At 61.5% G+C, this 24,361-nt stretch carries 22 protein-coding genes and 1 riboswitch; of the genes, 6 read left to right on the plus strand and 16 right to left on the minus strand.

Going from position 1 to position 24,361, the window contains the following annotated elements; translation table 11 throughout:
* Positions 1–17 precede the first annotated feature (17 nt).
* Genes B3R00_RS00760 through B3R00_RS00775 form a run of 4 tightly spaced genes read right to left on the minus strand, consistent with a single transcriptional unit; the run spans position 18 to position 3,302 of the window.
* The gene (locus tag B3R00_RS00760; protein WP_286996835.1) at positions 18–725 is read right to left on the minus strand and encodes an ABC transporter ATP-binding protein; all 708 of its coding nucleotides are present in this window, start codon (positions 723–725) and stop codon (positions 18–20) included.
* Positions 712–1,476 carry an ABC transporter ATP-binding protein gene (locus B3R00_RS00765; protein WP_284213526.1) on the minus strand — a complete coding sequence of 255 codons (765 nt, stop codon included), beginning with the start codon at positions 1,474–1,476 and terminating at the stop codon, positions 712–714. The genes B3R00_RS00760 and B3R00_RS00765 overlap by 14 nt, the downstream gene beginning before the upstream one ends.
* Entirely contained in the window at positions 1,463–2,437 is a 975-nt protein-coding gene (locus tag B3R00_RS00770) for a branched-chain amino acid ABC transporter permease (RefSeq protein ID WP_286996837.1), read from the minus strand. Before B3R00_RS00770 ends, B3R00_RS00765 begins: the two co-directional genes overlap by 14 nt.
* Before the next feature lies 1 nt (position 2,438).
* Positions 2,439–3,302 carry a branched-chain amino acid ABC transporter permease gene (locus tag B3R00_RS00775; RefSeq protein ID WP_219163449.1) on the minus strand — a complete coding sequence of 288 codons (864 nt, stop codon included), beginning with the start codon at positions 3,300–3,302 and terminating at the stop codon, positions 2,439–2,441.
* 294 nt (positions 3,303–3,596) lie between these two features.
* On the opposite strand from B3R00_RS00775, the gene B3R00_RS00780 reads away from it, so the two are divergent.
* Entirely contained in the window at positions 3,597–3,929 is a 333-nt protein-coding gene (locus B3R00_RS00780; protein ID WP_286996839.1) for a YqcC family protein, read from the plus strand.
* Positions 3,930–3,977: 48 nt separating this feature from the next.
* Here B3R00_RS00780 and B3R00_RS00785 read toward each other — a convergent pair whose 3' ends face one another.
* Positions 3,978–4,973 (minus strand): YihY/virulence factor BrkB family protein, encoded by a 996-nt coding sequence (locus B3R00_RS00785; protein WP_286996840.1) that lies wholly within the window; start codon positions 4,971–4,973, stop codon positions 3,978–3,980.
* Positions 4,974–5,343: 370 nt separating this feature from the next.
* Between B3R00_RS00785 and B3R00_RS00790 the strand changes: the two genes are divergently transcribed.
* A complete protein-coding gene (locus B3R00_RS00790; RefSeq protein WP_286996842.1) occupies positions 5,344–6,906 on the plus strand; it encodes an acetyl-CoA hydrolase/transferase family protein in 1,563 nt (520 codons plus the stop codon).
* Between the two features lie 69 nt (positions 6,907–6,975).
* On the opposite strand, the gene B3R00_RS00795 is transcribed toward B3R00_RS00790, so the two are convergent.
* On the minus strand, positions 6,976–7,926 hold the full coding sequence (locus tag B3R00_RS00795; protein ID WP_286996843.1) for a fumarylacetoacetate hydrolase family protein: 951 nt from the start codon (positions 7,924–7,926) through the stop codon (positions 6,976–6,978).
* A 348-nt stretch (positions 7,927–8,274) separates the two neighbouring features.
* On the opposite strand from B3R00_RS00795, the gene B3R00_RS00800 reads away from it, so the two are divergent.
* A complete protein-coding gene (locus B3R00_RS00800; RefSeq protein WP_286996844.1) occupies positions 8,275–9,582 on the plus strand; it encodes a Glu/Leu/Phe/Val family dehydrogenase in 1,308 nt (435 codons plus the stop codon).
* A 60-nt stretch (positions 9,583–9,642) separates the two neighbouring features.
* Here B3R00_RS00800 and B3R00_RS00805 read toward each other — a convergent pair whose 3' ends face one another.
* The 7 genes from B3R00_RS00805 to B3R00_RS00835 all read right to left on the minus strand — a co-directional run bounded on the left by B3R00_RS00805 (position 9,643) and on the right by B3R00_RS00835 (position 16,839).
* Positions 9,643–10,503, minus strand: coding sequence for an HpcH/HpaI aldolase/citrate lyase family protein (locus B3R00_RS00805; protein WP_286996846.1), 861 nt, complete (start codon positions 10,501–10,503; stop codon positions 9,643–9,645).
* A 23-nt stretch (positions 10,504–10,526) separates the two neighbouring features.
* The gene (locus B3R00_RS00810) at positions 10,527–10,913 is read right to left on the minus strand and encodes a VOC family protein (RefSeq protein ID WP_286996847.1); all 387 of its coding nucleotides are present in this window, start codon (positions 10,911–10,913) and stop codon (positions 10,527–10,529) included.
* A gap of 56 nt (positions 10,914–10,969) precedes the next feature.
* Complete coding sequence (locus tag B3R00_RS00815) at positions 10,970–11,899, minus strand: tripartite tricarboxylate transporter substrate binding protein BugD (RefSeq protein ID WP_257469266.1); 930 nt, start codon at positions 11,897–11,899, stop codon at positions 10,970–10,972.
* 193 nt (positions 11,900–12,092) lie between these two features.
* Complete coding sequence (locus tag B3R00_RS00820; RefSeq protein ID WP_286996849.1) at positions 12,093–13,457, minus strand: MmgE/PrpD family protein; 1,365 nt, start codon at positions 13,455–13,457, stop codon at positions 12,093–12,095.
* A gap of 44 nt (positions 13,458–13,501) precedes the next feature.
* Positions 13,502–14,686, minus strand: coding sequence for a CaiB/BaiF CoA transferase family protein (locus tag B3R00_RS00825; RefSeq protein ID WP_286996850.1), 1,185 nt, complete (start codon positions 14,684–14,686; stop codon positions 13,502–13,504).
* A gap of 18 nt (positions 14,687–14,704) precedes the next feature.
* A complete protein-coding gene (locus B3R00_RS00830) occupies positions 14,705–15,871 on the minus strand; it encodes an acyl-CoA dehydrogenase family protein (RefSeq protein WP_286996851.1) in 1,167 nt (388 codons plus the stop codon).
* Positions 15,872–15,945: 74 nt separating this feature from the next.
* A complete protein-coding gene (locus B3R00_RS00835) occupies positions 15,946–16,839 on the minus strand; it encodes an FAS1-like dehydratase domain-containing protein (RefSeq protein ID WP_286996852.1) in 894 nt (297 codons plus the stop codon).
* Positions 16,840–16,998: 159 nt separating this feature from the next.
* On the opposite strand from B3R00_RS00835, the gene B3R00_RS00840 reads away from it, so the two are divergent.
* Positions 16,999–17,892 (plus strand): LysR family transcriptional regulator, encoded by an 894-nt coding sequence (locus B3R00_RS00840; protein WP_286996853.1) that lies wholly within the window; start codon positions 16,999–17,001, stop codon positions 17,890–17,892.
* A 32-nt stretch (positions 17,893–17,924) separates the two neighbouring features.
* On the opposite strand, the gene B3R00_RS00845 is transcribed toward B3R00_RS00840, so the two are convergent.
* Entirely contained in the window at positions 17,925–19,331 is a 1,407-nt protein-coding gene (locus B3R00_RS00845; protein WP_286996855.1) for a hypothetical protein, read from the minus strand.
* Positions 19,332–19,461: 130 nt separating this feature from the next.
* The gene (locus B3R00_RS00850) at positions 19,462–20,358 is read right to left on the minus strand and encodes a LysR family transcriptional regulator (protein WP_286996856.1); all 897 of its coding nucleotides are present in this window, start codon (positions 20,356–20,358) and stop codon (positions 19,462–19,464) included.
* Between the two features lie 76 nt (positions 20,359–20,434).
* On the opposite strand from B3R00_RS00850, the gene B3R00_RS00855 reads away from it, so the two are divergent.
* Positions 20,435–20,905 (plus strand): PACE efflux transporter, encoded by a 471-nt coding sequence (locus B3R00_RS00855; RefSeq protein ID WP_286996857.1) that lies wholly within the window; start codon positions 20,435–20,437, stop codon positions 20,903–20,905.
* 138 nt (positions 20,906–21,043) lie between these two features.
* A riboswitch (S-adenosyl-L-homocysteine riboswitch) is annotated at positions 21,044–21,151 on the plus strand.
* A gap of 38 nt (positions 21,152–21,189) precedes the next feature.
* Positions 21,190–23,934: a methionine synthase gene (metH, locus tag B3R00_RS00860; RefSeq protein WP_286996859.1), complete on the plus strand. Its 2,745-nt coding sequence runs from the start codon at positions 21,190–21,192 to the stop codon at positions 23,932–23,934.
* Positions 23,935–23,973: 39 nt separating this feature from the next.
* On the opposite strand, the gene B3R00_RS00865 is transcribed toward metH, so the two are convergent.
* The gene (locus B3R00_RS00865) at positions 23,974–24,273 is read right to left on the minus strand and encodes a hypothetical protein (RefSeq protein WP_286996861.1); all 300 of its coding nucleotides are present in this window, start codon (positions 24,271–24,273) and stop codon (positions 23,974–23,976) included.
* Positions 24,274–24,361: the final 88 nt, after the last annotated feature.

The raw sequence follows: 24,361 nt of genomic DNA on the forward strand, positions 1-24,361 counted from the left end.
CGTGAGAAAAACAGGGGTCAAGCGCCGATATAGGCTTTGCGGATGGAGTCATCCGCCAGGAGTTCATCCGGCTTGCCTTCGCGCACGATGTGGCCGTTTTCCAGCACATAGGCGCGGTGCGCGATCTTCAGCGCCGCAAAGGCGTTTTGCTCGGCCAGCAGCACCGTGGTGCCGCTTTGGTTGATGCGCTGAATGACTTCAAACATCTGCTTGATGACCAAGGGCGCCAGGCCCAGCGAAGGCTCATCCAGCAGCAGCACTTTGGGCCGGCCCATCATGGCGCGGCCAATGGCCACCATCTGCTGCTGGCCGCCCGAGAGCGAACCCGCCGGGTCGTCTTTTTTGTCGCGCAAGATGGGGAACAGCGCAAACACCTCTTCCAGAATTTGCTGGCTGGGGCCGGCGTCTCGGCGGTGCACGTACGCCCCGAGCTCCAGGTTCTTTTGCACCGTCATTTGCGGAAACAGCTTGCGCCCTTCGGGGCACTGCACAACGCCCGATTGCACGATGGTGCTGGGCTTGCTGCCCACCAGCTCCTTACCCTCCCAGGTGATGGAGCCACCGGCGGCCTGGTGAATGCCACTGGCCGTCAAGAACAGCGAACTCTTGCCCGCGCCATTGGCGCCCAGCAGCACCACCAGCTCGCCCTTGTCGGCGTGCAGGCTGACCTTGTCCAGCGCCAGAAAACTGCCGTACTTCAGCGATACGTTCTCAAACTTCAGCATGCTCGCTCCCCAGGTAGGCATCGATCACCGCCGGGTTGCGGCGGATGGCATCGGGTGTGCCTTCGGCAATTTTTTCGCCATAGCTCAGCACCAAAATTTTGTCGGCCAGGCTCATGATCATGGCCATCTTGTGCTCGATCAGCGCCACCGTCATGCCGTGCTGCACAAACTTGCGGATCAGTTGTGCCAGCCCTTCGGTTTCTTCGGGGTTGACGCCACCTGCGGGCTCATCGAGCAGCAACAACTTGGGGTCGGTGGCCAGCGCCAAAGCGAAAGCCACGCGCTTGCGCTCTTCCTGCGAGATGTCGCCCGCCAAGCGGTGGGCGATGGGCGAGAGGCCGACAAAGTCCAGCGCATCACGCGCTTTTTCGCGGCACACACGCTCTTCCTCACGCAGGCGGCTGGAGCCGCGCAGCACATCCCAGAGCCCCGAGTGCGTGCGCAGGCGGTGGCCCACGATGAGGTTGTCCAGCACCGTGGCTTTATCAAACAGCGAGGTGGATTGGAAGGTGCGCGCAATGCCCAGTTTGGCCACCTGGTCAGGGCGCAGCGAGGTCACGTCTTGCCCGTTGAAGGTGATGGTGCCGCTGGTGGGCTTGTGCATGGAGCTGATCAGGTTAAAGAACGTGGTCTTGCCAGCGCCATTGGGGCCAATGATGGCGTTGATCTTGCCTTCTTCAATCACCGTGCTGACGTCGTTCACGGCCGCCAGGCCGCCAAACTTCTTGGTGAGTTTCTCAATCTTGAGCATGGGGCTTGCCCTCCTTGGCATCACGGCGTGCGCGCCACGCCAGAAAACTGCCCACAATGCCGTGGGGCAAGAAGATGACCAGCGCCACCAAAATGGGGCCGAACACGATGAAGCGGTACTCCTGCAGGAACTGCAGCGACTGCGTGAGCCATGGCATGCCAATGGCGCCCAGCAGGGGGCCCAATACCGTGCCCAAGCCACCCACGATCATGAAAATCATCATGTCAAAGGTGTGCTGCGCACCGGCAATATCTGGCCCGATAAAACGCACAAAACCCGCGTACAGCCCGCCCGCCATACCGGCGTAGAAGACGCTGAGCATGAAGGCCAGGGTCTTGTTGCGCATGAGGTTGATGCCCAGCGCCTCCGCCAGCTCATCGCTGTTGCGAATCGCAATGAAAGTGCGGCCCAGCAGCGATTTGACGATGCGGCGCATGGCCCACACCGCCATCACCAAGAAAAACAGTGTGAGGTAGTACAGCGCCACGGGCGATTCAAACGCCACAGAGCCAATCGGCTCAGGCGCGGGGATGCCCATGATGCCCACCGTGCCGTGCGTGAGGCTCTCCCACTTCTCGATCAGCAGGAACATGATGTAGCCCACGCACAGCGTGAAGATCGAGAAGAAATGACCCTTGAGGCGCAACGACACAATGCCGACAAAATAACCCATGAAGGCACTGACCACGCCTGCCATGGGGAAGGCGGCCCAGAAACTCCAGCCATGGTCCACCGTCAAGATACCGACGGTATACGCGCCGACCGCCATAAAGCCCGCGTGCGCCAGATTGAGCTGACCGGTGTAGCCCGTAATCAGGTTCAAGCCCAGCGTGGCAATCGCAAAGATGAACGCAGTGCTCATCACGGTGAGGTGGTAGTCATTGCCCGCCACCCACGGGAACACCAAACTGGCAGCCAGCAGCAGCCCCCACGCCAATTTGCTATCGATAAAGCCTTTCATCTCAGCGCCCCCTCTTTGCAAACAGGCCCTCGGGGCGCATCGACAAGATCACCACCAGCAGCACAAAGGCGATGATGTCCTTGTAGTCGGTGGAGATGTAATAAGCACCAAAACTCTCGGCAAACCCGATGATTAGTCCGCCCACAATGGCGCCGGGAATGCTGCCCATGCCCCCCAAAATAATGATCACAAAAGCCTTGGTGATCACCAGATGCCCCATGGCGGGATAGACCAAATTGATCGGGGCGTACAGCGTGGCCGCCACGGCAGCCAGCACCCCCGAGATGGCAAACGTCAGCATGGCGACGCGGTTGGCATCAATGCCCACAATGGATGCACCATCGCGGTTTTGCGCCATGGCGATGATGGTAGAGCCCATCACCGTGCGCGTCAGGAACAGGTGCAGCGCCACCATCAACGCAAACGCGGCGGCAATGATCAGCAAGCGCTGCGCAGGCGCGGTGATGCCCCCCAGATCAATGATGCTGGTGTAAGGCGTTTGCATGCGCTGAAAGTCTGCACCCCAGATGGCTTGGGCGGCAGCTTCCAGAAACAGCAGCACGCCAATCGCGGCGATCATGGGGTGAATGCCCGAGGCATTGCGCAGTGGGTGAAACACCAAGCGTTCGCTGATCACCGCCATCACCGCCACCACACCGGCGGCCACCAGCATGGCCAGCCAATAATTCAAGCCCCAGGCATTCATGGCGTGGAAGGCCACAAACGCACCAATCATGTAGAACGCACCGTGCGCAAAATTGGGCACATGCAAAATGCCGTACACCAGCGTCAGACCCAGCGCCACCAATCCATAGATACCGCCCAATGTCAGGCCATTGAGCACTTGCTGCAGAAAAACGTCCATCACGCCCTCCCGCTGTATGAGCGGCTGTGCATGGCTGCAAAGCACGCTCCGTGGTTGTTTGGCATCCCGGTCTCCTTGTCTGTTGACGGTGCAGTTTTTCACTGCGGCGCAACCAGACTAGGGGGAGTTTTTCCAAATAACCAGCCGAGAATTCCGCTGTGCAGAACTTTTCGGGCAAACCCCGAGCAATTTTCCTCGCGCGCTGTAACGCAGTTGACGCGCGCTGCGGGGAAACCTCATCAGGGTAATAACGGTGTGCTGCCAGGGTTTGGCAGAAAGCGCAAAATTGCAGCCATGAGCGATACATCTACCCTTTTACGTCGACAGCTGCAACAACTGGAAGCCGAACTGCGCGCGGCTTCGCTGTGGAGTGCCCAGCCTCCTTCGGCAGAGGCGATGGCATCTGCCATGCCCTTCATGTACGACACCTTGCAAATCGAGGAATGGCTGCAGTGGGTGTTCGTGCCACGCATGCATGCGCTGCTTGATGCCAATGCCGGACTGCCTGATAGCTGCAGCGTGCACCCGCTGGCAGAGCATGAATGGACCAACCGTCTGCCGCACGGCACCCATGGCGCCGCACTCCAGCTGCTGGCAGACATCGATGCCACGCTGACCAAGGCCTAAACCCCGCTTTCACCGCCAAGCAGCACACCTACCATGTCAGCGTACCCCTCAAATCTCAGGCCATCGCTGGCTGCCTTGAGAGCCTACGCTGCGTGGCACCATCGACCGCTCGGGGGGTAAGCCCGCCAAGCGGGCTTCGCTTCGCAACACGTTGCGGCGGTGCTGCATCTCCCACGCTTTGGCGCAGCTGGCCCCCAGCAGCAAAATGGCCGATGTGACATAAATCCACATCAGCACCACCACCAGTGAGCCTGCAGCCCCGTACGCGGACACCACCGCCGCTGTGGACAAATACCAGGCAAGCGCCTGTTTGCTCAGCATGAACAAGGTGGACGACACCACCGCGCCCAGCACCAGATAACGCAGCTGGGGTTTGCGGCCTGTGCCTATGCGCATGAGACCCACAAACAGCACCGTCATCACCACCAGGGACACGCCTTCGTTGACCAGACTCACCACCAGCCCGGGTGGCTCCATATTGAGCCAATTGCCTGCCAACTGGGTGAACATCTTGATGGCGGTCGACAGCACCATGGTCACCAGCATCAAAAAACCCACCACCAGCACATACGCCAATCCACGCAGGCGCAGCGTGGCCAGCTTCCACCATGCTTTTTGCGGCGGGGGTGGCTCGTTCGCACCAAACCTCCATAGTTTGTTGAGCGAATTTTGCAGTTCAACAAACACCCCCGTCGCACCGGAAAGCAGCAAGACAAATGCGGCGATGGATGCCAAACGCCCTTGTGCAGGCGCTTGGGCGCTGGCCAATGCCCCTTGCACCACGCTGGCACCACGCTCGCCCATCACGCCCCGCACCTGATCGAGCAAGGTGCTTTCCACCACGCTGCGGTCCATCCACCAGCCTAGCAAGCCCACGATCAGCAGCACCAGCGGTGAAAGACTGAGCAGGCCGTAAAACGTCATGGCTGCGCTCATGCGCAAGCCGTCGGCATCCAGCCACAGCTTGATGGCATCCACAAAAGGTTGAAATGGGCGCAACCATCGCGCGAGGTGCTGGTTCCAGCTGGAGCGTACAAAAGCCATAACCGCCATTGTGGCGGGCACCCCAAGCCTGCGGGTGTCAGCGCACGCCGCTGCACGCGATCAACCCTCCCCGTGCGCCTGCAATGCGGACTGCTGTCCTGCTGTCCTGCTGTCCTGCTGTCCTGCTGTCCTGCTGTCCTGCTGTCCTGCTGTCCTGCTGTCCTGCTGTCCTGCTGTCCTGCTGTCCTGCTGTCCTGCTGTCCTGATGACGCATGATTTTTTGCCTGCTGATACCCGCGTTTTCCCTGATCAAGAACTCTGGCGTGCCAGCACTCGCTGTGGTCAACTGCGGGTTGCCACTTAGGGCAAAACCCGCAAAAAGACCAATAAACACTGTTTGAACGACAGTCAAATCAGGGAGACGACATCCATGCAAACCACTTTCACCGCTGCATCGCCTGCGGATCGCGTGCTATGCCCCGCTTTGCGCGAGCGCATCATGACGGCCGATCAGGCCGCCAGCCTGATCCAGTCCGGCATGACGCTGGGCATGAGCGGCTTCACGCCGGCGGGGGCGCCCAAGGCCGTGCCCCAGGCGCTGGCGCGTCGCATTGAAGAGCAAAACGCCCATGGCGGCAACTTCCGCATCAGCCTGTGGACGGGGGCCTCCACCTCGGCCGAGCTGGACGGCGCCCTGGCCAAGGTGCACGGCATCGAACGCCGCCTGCCCTACCAGTCCGATCCGACGGTGCGCAAGGAGATCAACGACGGCCGCATGCAGTACGTCGACATCCACCTCTCGCACGTGGCGCAGTACGTGTGGTTCGGCTTTCTGGGCCACCTGGACGTGGCGGTGATCGAGGTGGCGGGCATCCTGCCTGACGGGCGCCTGATCCCCTCCACCTCAGTGGGCAACAACAAGACCTGGCTGGAGCAGGCCGACAAGATCATTCTGGAAGTTAACAGCGCCCAGCCGGCCGAGCTGGAGGGCATGCACGACATCTACTACGGCGCCGCCGTGCCGCCCAAGCGCAAGCCCATTCCCATGGAGCACCCGTTTGACCGCATTGGCGACCCCTACCTGCACTGCGATCTGAGCAAGGTAATTGCCGTGGTGCCCACACAGCAGCGCGACAAGCTAGCGGCTTTCACGGCACCTGATGAAGACTCCAACCGCATTGCCCAGCACATCATCGACTTTCTGCAGCACGAAGTGAAGGTAGGCCGCCTGCCGCCCGAGCTGCTGCCCCTGCAGTCGGGCGTGGGCAATATCGCCAACGCCGTGCTGGCCGGCCTGAACCACGGCCCCTTCGACCACCTGAACGCCTACACCGAGGTACTGCAGGACGGCATGCTGGACATGCTGGAATCGGGCAAGCTCGACACCGCCTCCACCACCTCTTTGGCGCTCAGCCCCGAGACCATGGAGCGCTTTCTGGCCAACATCGAGTACTACCGCCAGCGCATCATCCTGCGCCCGCAGGAAATCTCGAACCACCCCGAGCTGATCCGCCGCATGGGCCTGATCTCCATGAACGCACTGATCGAGGCCGACATGTACGGCAACGTCAACAGCACGCACGTCATGGGTTCATCCATCATGAACGGCATTGGCGGCAGCGGCGACTTTGCGCGCAACGCCTACCTATCCATCTTCATGACGCCGTCCATGGCCAAGGGCGGCAAGATCAGCTGCATCGTGCCCATGGTGTCCCACGTGGACCACACCGAGCACGATGTGCAGGTCATCGTCACCGAACAAGGCCTGGCCGATCTGCGCGGCCTGGCGCCGGTGCAGCGGGCACGCTTGATCATCGAGAAATGCGTGCACCCCGACTACAAGGCCGCGATGACCGACTACCTGGAGCGCGCGCTGCGCGATGCGCCTGGCAAGCACACGCCGCACCTGCTGGACGAGGCCTACGCCTGGCACCAGCGCTACCTGAAGACCGGCAGCATGCAAACTGCCCGGCCTGTGCTGCGCGCGGCATAAGGGGCAGAAGCCGCATAAGCAATGCAATAGGACAGCAAGAGCGTTGCAGCGCTCTTACTAGATGTCAGCTTAGAACTGCCAGCGCACCTCGCCCAGCCCTTCAAAGCGCACAGTCACCAGATCGCCTGCTTGCACCTGGGGGCAGCCCGTCCAGGTGCCAGTCGTGACCACCGTGCCTGCCTGCACCGTTCCGTAATGCTGCGTCACATGCTGCAGCCACGCAGGCAACAACCAGGTAGGGTCTTGCAAGCTGTGGGTGCCAGTAAAGCCTTGCACCGCCTCGTCATTGACCTGTAGCGAGCAGCGTTGGGCTGACCAGTTGTGTGTACGCAGCGGCGCAAAGTCTTGCCATGGGCCCAGCACCAGACCACCGTGGCATTGGCCATCTGCCAGCAACGTCAGCGCCGGGGCCTGGGTGCCTTCGCGCCAGCGGCTGTCTACAAACTCTATCGCGACTGCATAGGCATCGATCAAGTCGATGGCGGTTTCTGGCGTCAGTGCTGCCGCTTGGTCTGCCGTCACCGCCTGCCGAATTCGCAGCGCAATTTCACCTTCTACACCCCGCAAGCTAAAGACGTGGGCTGGGGCTGCAGCCGTGGTTACATCGGTGTGCACCCCGGGTTCCGGCAGCGGCGCATGAATCAGCGCTGCCGCATCGCGTGCGGGGCCACCTGATTTCCAGTACCGGGGCACACTGCCTGCCGGCCACCATTTGCGGGCCACCGCCAAGGCGTTGTGGACTGCGCGCGCATCCGCAGCACTGGTCAGCATATAGACCACGTCCTCGCCGCGCGCGGAGCGCTCGCCGAGCTTGTGGCACCACCACAGCGCATCGGCAATGGAATAGGTGTCTTGCGGCAAATCGGGCGCAATTTTGGGCCAGTCGGGCAGCACGTCCTCGGGGTCGTCCTGGGCCAGCAGGCTCAGGCCCAGAGGGGGCTGATTGGCAAAAGGCGATGGCCCTCCTGCTTGGGGAGCACAAAAGCCTGTGGGGCAATCTTTTTCGGATTCAGTCGACATGGGCGCCATCATGGCAAAACTGTGCAGCTTTGTGCGCCGCAGGGAATTGGCGCCCACGCCCAGATGCTGGATTCCTGATACCCCTTTACGGTCTTTGGTACGCCCTCCACGCTGCAAAGACCGGGCTTGATTTTTCTACAGTGGATTTATGTGCAGATTTAGCGTTCAATGGGATGCGACTTCTGTGTTTTTCGCGCATTTTGCATGGTTATGCAAAATATTTATAGCAACGCAAGCAAGCGGCCTTGGACAGCACACCACAGCCTGCGTACGCTGAAAAAAGCACGCCAAGCCTTCTCAAGCCTTCTGTTTGCCACGGTTTGGTTGCATTACTTTTTCGAGGTATTTATGCCTGCACATGACTCTTCCGCGCATCTGATAACCCATGCTTTGCCGTCTTATCTGAACCCCGACGACGTCGGCCCCTGGGGCACCTACCTGCAGCAGGTGGATCGCGTCACGCCCTATCTGGGTTCGCTGGCCCGCTGGGTGGAGACGCTAAAACGCCCCAAGCGCATCCTGATCGTGGATGTGCCCATCGAGATGGATGACGGCTCTATCGCCCACTTTGAGGGCTACCGCGTGCAGCACAACCTCAGCCGTGGCCCCGGCAAGGGCGGCGTGCGCTTTCACCAAGATGTCACGCTATCGGAAGTGATGGCGCTGTCAGCGTGGATGTCGATCAAGAATGCCGCTGTCAACGTGCCCTACGGCGGCGCCAAGGGCGGCATCCGCGTAGATCCACGCAAGCTCTCCAAGGGTGAGCTGGAACGCCTGACCCGCCGCTACACCAGCGAGATTGGCCTGCTGATTGGCCCAACCAAGGACATCCCCGCACCCGACGTGAACACCAACGGCCAGATCATGGCCTGGATGATGGACACCTACTCCATGAACACAGGCGCCACCGCCACCGGCGTGGTCACCGGCAAGCCCGTGGATCTGGGCGGTTCACTGGGTCGGGTTGAGGCCACGGGCCGTGGTGTATTCACCGTGGGCGTAGAAGCGGCCAAGCTGATTGGCCTGCGGCTGGAAGGGGCGCGAATCGCCGTACAAGGTTTTGGCAATGTGGGCGGCACCGCCGGCAAGCTGTTTGCCGATGCAGGCGCCAAAGTGGTGGCGGTGCAAGACCATACGGGCAGCATCTACAACGCCCAGGGTCTGGATGCCCTCGCCTTGCAGGAACATGTGCGCACCCAGGGTGGCGTGCAAGGCTTCCCCGATGCGGAAAGCATGGAAGCGGAGGCTTTCTGGGCCGTCGACTGCGACATCCTGATTCCCGCTGCACTGGAAGGCCAGATCAACAAGGACAACGCCCAACGCATCAAGGCCAAGATGGTGATTGAAGGCGCCAACGGCCCCACCACCCCCGAAGCCGACGACATCCTGCATGACAAGGGCGTGCTGGTGCTGCCCGACGTGATCGCCAATGCAGGCGGCGTGACGGTGTCGTACTTCGAATGGGTGCAGGACTTCTCCAGCTTCTTTTGGAGCGAAGATGAAATCAATGCCCGCCTGGTGCGCATCATGCAAGAGGCGTTTGCAGGGGTCTGGAAAGTCGCGCAAGAGAACAAAGTCAGTCTGCGCACCGCAACGTTCATCGTGGCGTGCCAGCGCATCTTGCATGCCCGTGAAATGCGCGGCCTGTACCCCTAAATTCTGCGCGCAGCACCCCGTGCCCCCTGCACCACAAAGCGGCCATTGGGCCGCTTTGTTTTAGGTGCGTTGCTGGGCCCAGGCGTGTCGGCGCAAGGTGCGCTGTGCCAGTTGCAACACAGGGGCGTCCACCATCTTGCCGCCCACCACGCACACCCCACCTTGTGCCGTTTCAATGGCTTGCACCACGGTCTGAGCATGGGCCACCTCGGCTGCGCTGGGGGCAAAGACACCGTTGGCCAGCGGCACTTGGGCTGGGTGAATGCACAGCTTGCCGCCAAAGCCCATGCGCAGAGCACGTCGGGCATCACCTTGCATACGCGTGGCATCTTTCGTCTCCACCGTCACGCCATCCACCGGCTGGCCAATGCCAGCCCGACGCGAAGCCATGACCAGGGCCATGCGAATGGGCAGCAGTTCGGCCTCATCGGCATCGCATTGCATGCCAGCATCCACTTGAAAATCCAGATGGCCAAACGCCAAGCGCTGCACCTGTGGCGCACGCGCCAAGGCATCTAAGGCATCGATGCCGGCCACGGTCTCCACCAATGCAACCAAAGCACATGCCGCACCGGCTTGCTCCGCGATCACCGCCAACTGCGCAGGCGATTCCGACTTGGGCACGACGGCGCCCGCCACGCCTTGCGCTACCAAGCGCGCCAAGGCCTGCACATCGCCGTCAAACCATGCGGAGCCTGGCGCGTTGATGCGAACCAGCAAGCGTGCGCGCTGGGCTGCAGACAGCGTCTGTACCGCTGCTAGCAGCGCCTCGCGGGCCTGGGCTTTATCGGCTGGGGCGACCGCATCCTCCCAATCCGCAATCACCATGTCCGCCTGACTGGCCAAGGCCTTGTGCAGGCGCTCTGGCTGCGTGGCAGGAACAAACAAAAACGTGCAGGCGTTGCGCAACAAATCAGACATGGCAAAAGCATTCAACCCCAAGCTCAGGCTTGCGGCAGGTATTCAGAAATTTCGATCAAGTTCAGATCCGGGTCACGCACATACACGGAACGAATCGCGCCGTGTGCGCCGGTACGCAGCACAGGGCCACATTCAATTTCAACGCCATGCTGTGCCAAATGTGCCTGCACCTGCTCCAGCGGCAAGCTGGCAATCAGGCACAGATCCAGTGCACCGGGTGTGGGATGCTGGGCCTTGGGTTCAAACTCTCGCCCTGCCAGATGCAGGTTGATTTTTTGCGCCCCAAACACGAAGGCCTTGCGGCCTTCCCCAAAGGTTTCCAGGCGCATGCCCAGCACCTCCACATAAAAGCGCACGCAGGCAGCTTCATGGCGGGTGGTCAGCACCAGATGGTCAAGGTGATCAATCATGGAAGTGGTGTTGGCAAGGTGCTGAAAACAGGTCTTCAGCACCTTGGGTGGATCGATTACTCTGCCGTCACGCCGGTTTCTTTGATGACCTTGCCCCAGCGTGCCACTTCAGCCTCAAGGTGCTTGCGCAGACCTTCTGGGGTGGCTTTTTCTGGGGAGACCAAGTCCGAGCTCAGGTCTGCAATGCGGGCCTTCACGGTGTCATCTTTCAGCGCCACATTCAGTGCCTTGTTGATTTTGTCGATCACTTCCTTGGGCGTACCCTTGGGCGCATACATGCCGTGCCAGACCTTCACGTCAAAGCCTTTGAGGCCTTGCTCATTCAGCGTCGGGATATTGGGCAGCGAGGACAGGCGCTCTGGCGTGGTCACGCCAAATACCTTGGCACGCTTGCCATCCTTGATCACGGGCACGGTTTGTGTGGTCTGGTCGCACAGCAAATCCACCTGACCGCCCATCAAGTCATTCATGGCCGGGCCCGCGCCCTTGTACGGCACGGTGGTCAGGTTCACGCCCAGTTGGTGCATCAGCAACATGCCGCACAGCTGCGACACCGCGCCAATACCGGCGTTGGCCAGCGACACCTTGTCTTGGTTCTTCTTGACGTAGTCCTGCAGCTCCTGGAAATTGTTCGCGGGAAAGTCCTTGCGCGACAGCAGCGTCATGGGCACATCCAGCACCTGGCCGATGTACTCAAAATCTTTCAGCGGGTCGTAAGGCAGCTTTTTGTACAGCGCTGGCGCAGTGGCCATGCCCATGTGGTGGATCAGGATGGTGTAGCCGTCGTTCTTGGACTTGGCCACGCGGGTCGGTGCAATCGTGCCCCCTGCGCCCACGGTGTTTTCCACCAGTACGCTCTGGCCCAGGCTTTGGCCCATGGGCACTGCCAGCAGGCGCGCCACCACATCGGTGGGGCCACCGGCGCTGTAGGGCACCACCAAGGTGATGGGCTTGTCGGGCCAGTTGCTGGCCAGTGCACTGCCCATGCCGCAGGCAAGGACGGCACCGGCTGCGCAAGCTTGCAATGCCCAGCGGCGCGTAGAGCGATGGGATGAATAGGTCATTGTGGTCTCCTAGGTAGACATGGGACGGGCGTTTTCAGGGCGCCTCTACTCCCGGGGGGAACACATACCGATGGCCCCCGCCATCGGTATGCACATAAGGTGGGGGAACAGCTTGTCAGGCCAGCAATGCGGTCACGCGGGGCCACAGGGCCACCTGCCACAGCCGGGCCACAGCATGGCGTGCTTGCTCAGCAGGCACCTGGCTGCCATAGGCCGCCAGGCGCAAGGCCTTGTCGGTGATCTCCTGGCGGCTCAAGGTGTTGCCGGGGTCGCCCTTGGGCTCATCCACCCGGCCATGCAGCGTGCGGCCATCGCTCGTTTGTACGGTGACTTTGCCAATCCAGCGCTGGGGATAAGCCGTATCGACTTCGGCATCCAGCACCATCTGCACCTTCTCGCGCACTGCCACTGTTTCGGGCGACTGAAAGTGCGCGTCAAATTCATTGAGGCCCGCAAACCCAAAGCGGGCGGCCAGCCCCAGCACGGTGCCCATGGAAAACTTGCTCTGGTGCACGGTGCTGGGGTTCACCACGGGGCCCAGCACGTCGATGGCACCATGGTGCACATGGCAGGTTACTTGGGCGATGTCTGCGGGCTGCAAATGGTTTTGCTGCATCACTTGCAGCAGCGCATCGGCTGCAGGGTGGGTGTGACGGCAAGACGCATGCCACTTAAAACTCGTCTCGGCCGTGGCCCAGCGCGTACCGAGGCCCTCGGTGAGTTTGGCGGGGTTGGCATCGGTACTCATGCCCGCAGCCAGGCCCTGCGGGCCGGTGAAGATGTCTTGCGCACCGGTAAAACCATCTTTAGCCAGGTACGCGGCCATCAAGCCTGCTGCTGCGGCGTGTGCGGTGTGCAGTTGCTTGCTGTCGGCGGCGGTGCGCAGAAACTCCCACAGGCCTGCAGCCTGCGTACCTGCCGATCCCAGCGCATGCTGCATTTGCGCGGGTGTCAGGCCCAGCAAATTGCCCACGGCTGCGGCGGCAGCCAGCGTGCCTGCGGTGCCGGTGGTATGGAAGATGCGGTAGTGGCTGCGGCCCAGAAACTCGCCCACGCGGATGCCAACCTCATAGCCCGCCACGCAGGCGGCCATGAGTTGCTCGCCGGAGGCGCCAATGCTTTGTGCCACCGCCACCGCCGGCGGGAAGACCACCGCCGCCGGGTGGAACACCGAGCCGTTGTGCACATCGTCTTGCTCGGCCACGTGCGCAGCTGCCGCGTTGGCCAGGGCCGCCATCATGGGCGATGTGGTGGTGCGCTGGCCGATCACTTCGCAAGGGCCGCTGGCTGGGCCTTGCGACAGCGCAAAGCGCGTGATGCTTTGCACCGGGCGGGCACTTTGGCCCGCCAACACGGAGCCAAACCAATCCACCCACAGGTCTTCGGTTTTGCGCTGCACGGCCTCGGGCACATCGCCCCACTTCAGGGTGGCGGCGAACTGTGCCAAGGGGTGCACAGCGACTTGGTTTTCTTGCTTCATTTTTGCCTCCAAGGCAGGTAGCACTTGCGCTAGCTGCTATTTATTTATGCATTCACAGCGGCGATCTGCTCAGCGCTCCAGCCCAGTTCGGCCAGGATGCTGGCGTTGTGCTGGCCCACGGCGGGCACGGGCTCCATGCGGTAGTCAAACGCGCTGTTCACGCCGGGCGGCAACAGCGCAGGCACCTCACCCACGGGCGTGCCCACGGTGCGCCAGCGCTGGCGCGCTTGCAGCTGTGGGTGCAGCCACAGATCGGCCATCTCATTGACGCGGGCGTTAGCAATGCCGGCGGCCTCTAGCCGTTCCACCACCTGCGCGGCAGTCAGTGCGGCAAAGGTTTTGACAATCAGTGCCTGCAGGGCTTCGCGGTGGGTATTGCGCTGGGCATTGCTGTCAAAGCGTGCATCGATGGCTACTTCGGGCTGCTGCAGCACGGTGTCGCAGAACGCTTTCCACTCGCGCTCGTTTTGTAGGCCCAGCATCACGGTCTTGCCGTCCCCGGCGACGAAGGGGCCATAGGGGTAGATGCTGGCGTGGCTGGCACCGGTGCGCGGCGGCGGTGGCGCGCCGTCGTAGGCGTAGTACAGCGGGTAGCCCATCCACTCGCCCATGGCTTCGAGCATGGACACGTCAATGTGGCTGCCGCTGCCCGTCTTGCCGCGCAGCAGCAGGGCCGAGAGGATGTTGGTATAGGCGTACATGCCCGCCGCAATATCGGCCACGGAGATGCCCGATTTGCTGGGCGTGTCGGGCGTACCGGTGACGGATAAAAAACCGGCTTCGCTCTGAATCAGCAGGTCATACGCCTTCTTGTCGCGGTACGGCCCATCGGCGCCATAGCCGCTGATGTCACAGACGATGAGCTTGGGGTTCACGTCCTTGAGGGCTTCGTACGACAGCCCCATGCGCGCAGCAGCACCGGGCGCCAGGTTTTGCACCAGCACGTCGGCGGTCTTCAGCAGCTCCAGCAGCGCCTGCTTGGCCTGGGGCTGCTTCACATCCAGCGCCAGGCTTTCTTTGCTGCGGTTGATCCAGGTGAAGTGCGAGGACTGGCCCTTCACCCGCTGGTCGTAGCCGCGCGCAAAGTCGCCGCTGCCGGGGCGCTCCACCTTGATGACGCGCGCCCCTAAATCGGCCAGCTGGCGCGTGCAAAACGGTGCGGCGACTGCGTGTTCCAGCGAGATGACAGTGATGCCATCTAGCGGACGGGGGCGTTCAGAGACTGCCATGTCAAACTCCCCCGTCCTTTAGAACGAACGTGGCAGACCCAGCAGGTGCTCGGCCACGTAGGAATAGATCAGGTTGGTCGAAATCGGCGCCACCTGGTACAGGCGGGTTTCGCGGAATTTGCGCTCCACGTCGTACTCGCAGGCAAAGCCAAAACCGCCGTGGAATTGCAGGCAGGCATTCGCTGCCTCCCAGCTGGCCTTGGCGGCCAAATACTTGGCCATGTTGGCCTGTGCGCCCATGTGCTCGTGCTTGTCGTACAGCTCGCACGCCTTCCAGCGCATCAGGTTGGCGGCTTCCAGCTCGATAAAGGTCTCGGCAATCGGGAACTGCACACCCTGGTTCTGCCCAATCGGGCGGCCAAACACCGTGCGGTCTTTGACGTACTTGGTCACGCGGTCGATGAACCAGTAGCCATCGCCAATGCACTCGGCGGCAATCAGCGTGCGCTCGGCATTCAGGCCGTCCAGGATGTACTTGAATCCCTTACCCTCTTCGCCAATCAGGTTCTCGGCGGGGATTTCTAGGTCTTCAAAGAACAGCTCGTTGGTCTCATGGTTGACCATATTGGGGATGGGGCGCACGGTCATGCCCTTTTGCTCCGCTTCGCGCAAATCGACCATGAAAATCGACATGCCTTCGCTCTTCTTGCTCACCTCGGCCAGCGGCGTGGTGCGCGCCAAGAGAATCATGAAGTCGCTGTGCTGGATGCGGCTGATCCAGACTTTTTGGCCGTTGATGACGTACTTGTCGCCCTTCTTGACGGCGCTGGTCTTGATCTTGGTGGTGTCGGTGCCCGTAGTGGGCTCGGTCACACCCATGGACTGCAGGCGCCATTCGCCCGAGGCAATTTTGGGCAGGTATTTTTCCTTTTGCGCCTTGGAGCCGTGGCGCAGCAGCGTGCCCATGTTGTACATCTGGCCGTGGCAAGCGCCGGAGTTGCCGCCGCAGCGGTTGATCTCCTCCATGATCACGCTGGCCTCGGTCAGCCCCAGGCCCGAACCACCGTATTCCTGCGGAATCAGCGCCGCCATCCAGCCCGCTTCGGTCAGCGCATTAACAAACTGTTCGGGGTAGGCGCGCGCCTCGTCCACCTTGCGGAAGTACTCGTCCGGAAACGCCGCGCACAGGTCACGGATCGCGTCGCGGATTTCGTGGTGATTGTTCGATTGGGTCAACTCGATCATGGTGTGTCTCTTTATGGCTTTTTTAGCCTCTAGTGCTCATGCAGCAAGCGCTAGCAGCTCTTGTTTTTTGTGGTTTACGCCAGCGTGGCAGTGGCCTGCATGGTCAGCCAGCCTTCATGGTCTTGCGCCCACAGCTCAATGGTTTTGCCATCGACCGATGGCTTGCCATGCACGCTGAAGCTGTGCAGGTCAAAAGTGGGCCGCACGGCCTTGAAGGCAAAGCTGTGCAACTGCGCATGGGGCAGGTTGCGGCGCACCAGATCCACCAGCAGCGTGGCAATCAAGGGGCCGTGCACGATCAGGCCCGGGTAGCCTTCCACCTCGGTCACGTATTTGCGGTCGTAGTGGATGCGGTGGCCGTTGAACGTGAGGGCTGAGTAGCGAAACAGCAGCACATCGTCCGGCGTAATGACCCGCGACCATTGCTGCTGACCGGCCAGCGGCGGGGTTTGGGGGGCCGGCGCTGCCTCACCGGGCTGGGCCGCAGCGCGGTAGACGATGTCGTGCTCTTCCGTCAGGCACAGGCCATCGGCATTGCCAAAGCGGTGCTCCACCTGCACAAACAGCAACTCTCCCGTGCGCCCCACCTTGTGCGTGACGGACTGGATGGTGGAGACGCGCTCCACATCCTGGCCGACTTGCAGCGGGTTGTTCCATTCCCAGCGCAGGCGGCCACCAGCCCACATGCGGCGCGGCAGGGGCACGGGCGGCAGAAAACCGCCGCGCTGGGGGTGGCCGTCCGGGCCCAGCTCGCTTTGGCGGGCATGCGGCAAAAAGTACAGCCAGTGCCACAGCGGCGGCACGGTACTGCCCGCCGCCACGGGGGCGTCATCGCGGTCTAAGGTGGCAGACAGTGCATGCAGGGGCGCCGCCGTGATGGTGTCGGGCGTGGTCTCGCTGCGGCCTTGCCATGTTTGCAGGTGTGCCAGTTGGGTGGCATCAATTTGGGGAATCGTGCTCTCGGTCATAACCAATCCATGCTTTGCTTGAGGTGTCGCCCGTGGCTTCTGGCGATCAGTTGCAATGCATCTTGGCGCTCGAAAAAGCTTTCTACAATCACAGCTTTTGCAAGCAAGCCTTCGGTTTTTCAAAAGGCTTACCCACCTCCGTAGAAACCCGAACGCCCCATGAAACTCGAATTGAAAGACTTTTTGCTCTTTGTCCAGGTCGCCAAAACCGGCAGTTTGACGCGGGCTGCAGAGCAATGCTTTCTGTCGCTGGCAGCCACCAGCGCCCGCATCAAGGCCATGGAAGAGGAAGCAGGCATGCCTTTGCTGATTCGAGAGGCTCGGGGCGTGCGCCTGACGCCACCGGGCGAGGCTTTTCTGTTCCACGCCCGGGCCATGCTGCAACAGGCGCAGCAGCTAGAGGCCGATTTGCAGGAGTACGGCGCAGGCCTGCGCGGCCACGTGCGCGTGTTTGCCAACACCACGGCGGTGACCGAGTTTTTGCCGGACATTCTGGCGGCCTACCTGATGGAGCACCCGCACATCAGCGTGGATTTGCAAGAGCGCCCGAACGCGGTGATTGCTTCGGACATCCGCGAAGGCCGGGCCGATCTGGGCATCATCGCGGGCGAGGTGGATACGCACAGCCTCACCAGCGTGCACTTCAGCACCGACCGCCTGGTGCTGGTCACCCCCAATGAGGCGCGCTGGCAGTCCGTGGCTTCCCTGAACTTTGCGCACGTGCTGCACGAGCGCTTTGTCGGCATGCACCGCGACAGCACCTTGCAAACTTTTCTGAGCCAGATTGCCCTGCAACTGGGGCACACGCTGAAGCTGCGTATTCAGGTGTCGAACTACGATGCCATGTGCCGCATGGTGGCCGCAGGCGTGGGCATTGCCGTGGTGCCTGAAAGCGCGGCACAGCGCAGCAGCAGCTTGGCGCAGCTGCGCCAGATTGCACTCAGCGATGCCTGGGCCGTGCGCCCGCGCTACATGCTAGTGCGCGAAGCGGCGCCCTTGGCCAGCCATGTGCAGGCCTTGATGCAGGCCGTGCAGCGCTACCACCAGCGCTGAGGTGCGCGCCGCCGCGTTGCAGTCTCACCGACTCACAAGCGGCCAGCGCGCTGGGCGCGGTCTACCGACCACAGGTAGTTCATCTCTGCACAAAACGGCTGGGCACAAATGGCGCGGCCCTGGTACTGGCAGCCCGCGCGGTTGCAGAAATTCTGGTTGTGCTCGTTGGCATTCTTGGACTGTTTTTTGCCGTTTGCGTCGGCCTGCGCCTGCGCCATCATCAGCCACGGATCGGTGGCCTTGTTGTGCAGCATGGCTTGCACCTCCTGCGGCAGCATGTGGGCAGGCAGGTAGACCGAGGCGGCCTGTGCGCTTTGCACCGCCTGCGCCAGGGGCTGAAACTCCAGCGCCAGCACCGCGCTGGTGCGCATGGCCTGGGCCGCGGCGGCAGCGAGCGAACCCGGCAGCACCTGGGGCTGCATCACCAACCCGATGCTGCCGTTTTGCAGCTGCTGCACGCTGCCTGCAAACGGCAGTTGCAGCATGCCACCGGGGCTGCCGCTGGCAAAGCCCGTGGCAAACGGCCCTGGCGTAGCGACAAAACCCAGCGGGCTGGCCTGCGCAGCGCCCGCCCCTGCAGGCAGCGCCGCACCCAATGCCGATTGGGCCTGCGCCCAGGCCACCGGCACGCGCAAGGTCAAGGTAAAGCTGCGCTCACCATCACTGCCCTGCACCACGCCCTGCTGCACCAGCCAGTTTTGCAGCGTGGGCAAGGTGATGCTGGCCTTGTCTGCCGCTGCGGCCAGGGCAGCTTGCGGGGTGCTGGCCACCAGGGCCGGTGGCAAATCACCGGCGGCGGCCGCTTGGCCTGCCAGCTGCAAGACGGCATTCGTCAAGGCCGTGGGCCACGCCTGGGCGCTGACCAATTGCTGCGGCAGGGGCTGGGCCGCGGTGGCCTGCTGCAGCAAATGGCTTAAAAAAGCTTGCAACTGCGGGCTGACACCCGCCGTGGGCCAGTTGGCAGGCAAGGTGGCATTGCCCGATTGGATGTGGTTGACCAAATTGGCCACCAGCTGGTTGAACGCCTCCATCTTCACCACCTGCTGGGCTTGCGGCGACAGGTTCACGCTGCTGGACAGTGCCGCCTGCGCCGCCGCCACAATCTGGGCCACCTGCGCGGCGCTGGTCGTGCCGCTGGTGGGCGCCACTTGCGCAGTCGCGGGCACCGGTGCAGCGGACTGCGCAGCTGCACTGCTGGTGCTTGGCGGGTTGGGTTCGCTGGCGGTACGGGCACTGCTGCTGGGTGGCGTGGGCACCGGCGTGGGGGCGGAGGATGCTGCCGGCGTGCCGTTGCCTTGGCTGGCCGTCTGGGCCGCTGCCGCAAAGCTGGGGCTCTGTGCCTGCGGGTTGCTGCCTGCATGCACAGTTGCACCCTCCGGGGCGCTGGGCACGGCGGGTGTAATCGGCAGGGCAGAAGAAGGCGGGATGGCAGAAGTCACGTGCCGACTGTAGAGCAAAAACAGCGCCGCACGCCAGCCTCACCACGGCCCAAGCTTACGTGTTTTGATAGCTGCCTGCGCTTGTCACGCAAGCGTTACAGCGCTATTTATTGCAAATTTTCTTGCGGCTTTATGCGCGGGCCCGCAGTTGCTGCACAAACAACCCAGCCGCCAGCCCCAGCGGCCGCTCCTTGGACCAGACCCAGTCCACAAACAGTTTGCTGCCATTGCTGAGGTTGTTGAACGGAATGCGCAGCAACTCACCGCTGAGGATGTGGGGTTCCACCAGACTGAGCGGCAACCAGCCCCAGCACAGCCCGGCGGCAATCAAAGCCCGCGCTGCGCCGTGGCTGTCTGCGCGCCACAGGTGGTGCGAGAAGACAAAGCGGGTGTCGGTCAAGGCCGGGTCACGGCTGGCCACCAGCACCTGCCGCACCGCGGCCAGTTGGGCCATATCGATGGTGTGGGCCACGCCCGCCTCCCAGTGCGCGCACAACGGGTGGCGCGGCGACATCACGGCCACCAGCGTTTCATGGCCCTGCTCCTGAAAATCTTCGCGGGCGTCGATGCTGGGGCGCTCAAACACCAGCGCCAGCTGGGCACGGCCCGCGTGCAGCAACTTCAGGGCATCGTCTTGCGGGGCGGCCAGCACCTCCACCACCAAGGCAGGAAATTGCGCCACCACGGGGCGCAAGGCTTCGGCCCAGTCGCTGGCCAGCAGCTCAGGGGCAATCGCCAACGTCAGGCGTTGCTCCAGTCCGGCGTGCAGTGCCAGCGCCTGCTGGTTGAGCAGCTGCAGCTGCTGCGCCAGCAGGCGGGCTTGCGGCTCCAGCGCCTGGGCCGCCGCCGTCGGCGTGGGCTCGCGCCCGGTGCGGTCAAACAGCTGCAGGCCCAGCTCCGCCTCCAGTTGCCCAATCGCCATGCTGACGGCCGAAGGCACCTTGCCCAGCTTGCGCGCAGCGGCAGAAAAAGAGCCGGTATCGAGCACGGCCAAAAACAGCGGGACTTGTTCCAAAGGAAAGGGCATGGCGCTCAATCTATCAAAAAAACTGAAAGAACCTAACTTTCACCGTCAATTTTTCACACATAAACTGCGGCCACTTATGTCAGCAGCAACACCCCAAGCCGTCGGCCTGCAAGGCCCCCTGCGCCGCGTCGTTTTTGTCGGCCTGTATGAATTCATCGCCATCGTCGTCTCCAGCCTGATTTTTATGGCGGTGGGGCAAGAGGCGGGCTCCTCCGGGGTGATGGCCGTGGCGGCCTCCACCATCGCGATTTGCTGGAACATTACTTTCAACTGGCTGTTTGAAAAGTGGGAGCTGCGCCAGACCCGAAAAGGTCGCTCGCTGCTGCGCCGCATCGCGCACGCCATCGGCTTTGAAGGCGGTATTGCCGCCATGCTGATCCCGCTGATGGCCTGGTGGTTCGGCATTTCGCTGTGGGAAGCCACGGTGATGGAGGCGGGTTTGCTGGTGTTTTTCTTTCTCTACACCTTTGTTTTCAACTGGTGTTTTGACCGTTTCTTTGGTCTGCCTGCCTCTGCGCAGGCCCTGCCCACCACTGCAGCAGCTTAAAACCATAGCTGCCAGCGCTTGCCAGCTATGCGCTAGCGGCCAATTTGGCAACAATTCCTCGGCCTGCGCCCCTGCCGTGTACCGGCATCACCCATGCAGGCTGCGACGCGGGGGCAGGCGCTTTAGAATTGCGGGTTTCGCCCCAAGGAGCGCTGCAGCAGCGCGCGCGTCGCATGGACCGCGCTGTCAGGCTTGGGGCCAGCGGCTGTTGTGCAGCAGCCGCCCCTGCAACGGCGTTCACCTGTTCCCACGATTGATTGAGTTTTTTCACACAGGTGAGTGCGATGACCGTTGCTGCAGCCCCCCATTCGATTCCCCCCATGCGCCTGTCGGGCCTGGAGCCCGTGTTCATTGGCAAAGACACGCTGTTCGTCAACGTGGGCGAGCGCACCAACGTCACCGGCTCCAAAGCCTTTGCGCGCCTGATCCTGAACGAGCAATACGAAGAAGCCCTGGCCGTGGCGCGCCAGCAGGTGGAAAACGGCGCGCAGATCATTGACGTGAACATGGACGAGGCCATGCTGGACAGCAAGGCCGCGATGGTGAAGTTCCTGAACCTGATGGCTTCGGAGCCCGATATCGCCCGCGTACCGGTGATGGTGGACAGCTCCAAGTGGGAGGTGATCGAAGCCGGTCTGCGCTGCCTGCAAGGCAAGGGCATCGTGAACTCCATCTCCATGAAAGAAGGCGTGGAAGAGTTCAAGGCCCACGCCAAACTCGTCAAGCGCTATGGCGCAGCTGCGGTGGTGATGGCGTTTGACGAAAAAGGCCAGGCCGACACGTTTGAGCGCAAGATTGAGATCTGCGAGCGCGCCTACCGCATCTTGGTGGATGAAGTGGGCTTCCCCCCTGAAGACATCATCTTCGACCCCAACATCTTCGCCGTGGCCACCGGCATTGAAGAGCACAACAACTACGGCGTCGATTTCATCAACGCCGTGCGCTGGATCAAGCAGAACCTGCCCGGCGCCAAGGTCTCGGGCGGCGTCTCCAACGTGAGCTTCTCCTTCCGTGGCAACGACCCCGTGCGCGAAGCGATTCACACCGTGTTCCTCTACCACGCGATTGCCGCGGGCATGGACATGGGCATCGTCAACGCGGGCATGGTGGGCGTGTACGACGACCTGGAGCCCACGCTGCGCGAGCGCGTGGAAGACGTGGTGCTCAACCGCCGCCCCGACGCCGCTGAGCGCCTGCTGGAAATTGCCGACCAGGCCAAGGGCAACGCCAAGGACGACAGCAAAAAGCTGGAGTGGCGCGGCACGCCCGAGCACCCCAAGACCGTCAACGAGCGCCTGTCGCACGCGCTGGTGCACGGCATCACCGACTTCATCACCGAAGACACGGAGGAGGCCTACCAGGCCATCGTGGTCAAGGGTGGCGGCCGCCCGCTGCACGTGATCGAAGGCCCGTTGATGGACGGCATGAACGTGGTGGGCGACCTGTTTGGCGCGGGCAAGATGTTCCTGCCCCAGGTGGTGAAATCCGCCCGCGTGATGAAGCAGGCCGTGGCCCACCTGGTGCCCTACATTGAAGAAGAAAAGCGCCAGCAGGAAGCCGCCGGTCTGGATGTGACCAGCAAGGGCAAGATCGTCATCGCCACCGTCAAGGGCGACGTGCACGACATTGGCAAGAACATCGTCACCGTGGTCTTGCAGTGCAACAACTTTGAAGTCATCAACATGGGCGTGATGGTGCCCTGCCATGAAATTCTGGCGCGCGCCAAGGCCGAAGGGGCCGACATCATCGGCCTGTCGGGCCTGATTACGCCCAGCCTGGAAGAGATGCAGTACGTCGCTGGCGAAATGCACAAGGACGACTACTTCCGCGTCAAAAAGATTCCGCTGCTGATTGGCGGCGCTACCTGCTCGCGCGTGCACACCGCCGTGAAGATTGCGCCCAAATACGAAGGCCCCGTGGTCTACGTGCCCGATGCCTCGCGCTCGGTCAGCGTGGCGCAAAGCTTGCTGGGTGAAGGCAAAGACCACTACGTGACCGAGTTGAACGCCGACTACGACAAGGTGCGCACCCAGCACGCCAACAAGAAGAAAACCCCACTGTGGTCACTCAGCCAGGCCCGCGCCAATGCAGCCGTGGTGCACCATGCCCCCGTCACGCCGCGCGTGCTGGGCCGCCGTGTGTTCAAGAACTTTGACCTGGCCGAAATTGCCCAATACATCGACTGGGGCCCGTTCTTCCAGACCTGGGACTTGGCCGGCCCTTACCCCGCCATCCTCGACGATGAAATCGTGGGCGTGGAAGCGCGCAAGGTGCTGGCCGATGCGCAGGCCATGCTCAAGAAAATCATCGAAGGCCGCTGGCTGCAAGCCAACGGCGTGATGGGCATCTTCCCCGCCAACCGCGTGGGCGACGACATCGTGTTCTACACCGACGAATCGCGCACCGAAGTGCTGACCACCTGGTACGGCATGCGCCAGCAAACCGAAAAGCAGGCGGTAGATGGCGTGATGCGCCCCAGCCGTTGCTTGTCGGACTTTGTGGCCCAAAAGGAATCGGGCATCAACGACTACGCCGGTCTGTTTGCCGTGACCGCCGGTATTGGCGCCGAGAAGAAAGACAAAGAATTTGAAGCCGCGCTGGACGACTACAGCGGCATCATGTTCAAGGCCCTGGCCGACCGCCTGGCCGAAGCCTTTGCCGAATGCCTGCACCAGCGCGTACGCAAAGACCTGTGGGGCTACGCTGCCGATGAGAACCTCAGCAATGAAGAACTCATCAAAGAAAAGTACCAAGGTATTCGCCCTGCCCCAGGCTACCCTGCCTGCCCCGACCACACCGCCAAGATCGATCTGTTCAAGGCGCTGGCCGCCGACGAAATCGGCATGACCTTGACCGAGAGTTTGGCCATGAACCCCGCGTCCAGCGTCAGCGGCTACTACATCGGCAACCCAGAGGCCGTGTACTTCAACGTGGGCCAGATTGGGGAAGACCAATTGGCTGATATGGCCCAGCGCCGAGGCATGGATGTGGAAGAACTGCGCCGCTTCTTGGCGCCGAATTTGGGGTGATTTGCTCAGATGTCAAAAAGGCCGCGTAAGCGGCCTTTTTTATTTTTCTGCAATTTGTGAAGAATTTAATTCTATAAGAACAGAAATGTCTTCAAGAATCAGTCTTCTGATACTTTTATATGATTCAGAATGATTAACATAAGCTATATATTTTTCGAAATCTTGCTCAATCAATAAAGATTGTAGATTTTTATTTTTAGATTTTAAAAGTTTATCCCAATGAAATTCTTTTGGAGTTTTCCCGAACTCAACTTTAAGTCCCTCTGCAATACATATCATTGTTTGACTGTCCGAAACCTTCTCAGATAAAATATTAATTTCATTTCTAATATTACTCATTTTTGTAATGAGCTGAGTAATTAATTCAGACTTTTCTTTAGTATCTGGGAGCCCTGTATTTTCTGCGGCAATTCTGATTGTTTCTATT

Origin of the sequence: Comamonas sp. UBA7840, assembly GCF_002501455.1 — a bacterium.
Taxonomy (GTDB): domain Bacteria; phylum Pseudomonadota; class Gammaproteobacteria; order Burkholderiales; family Burkholderiaceae_C; genus Comamonas; species Comamonas jiangduensis.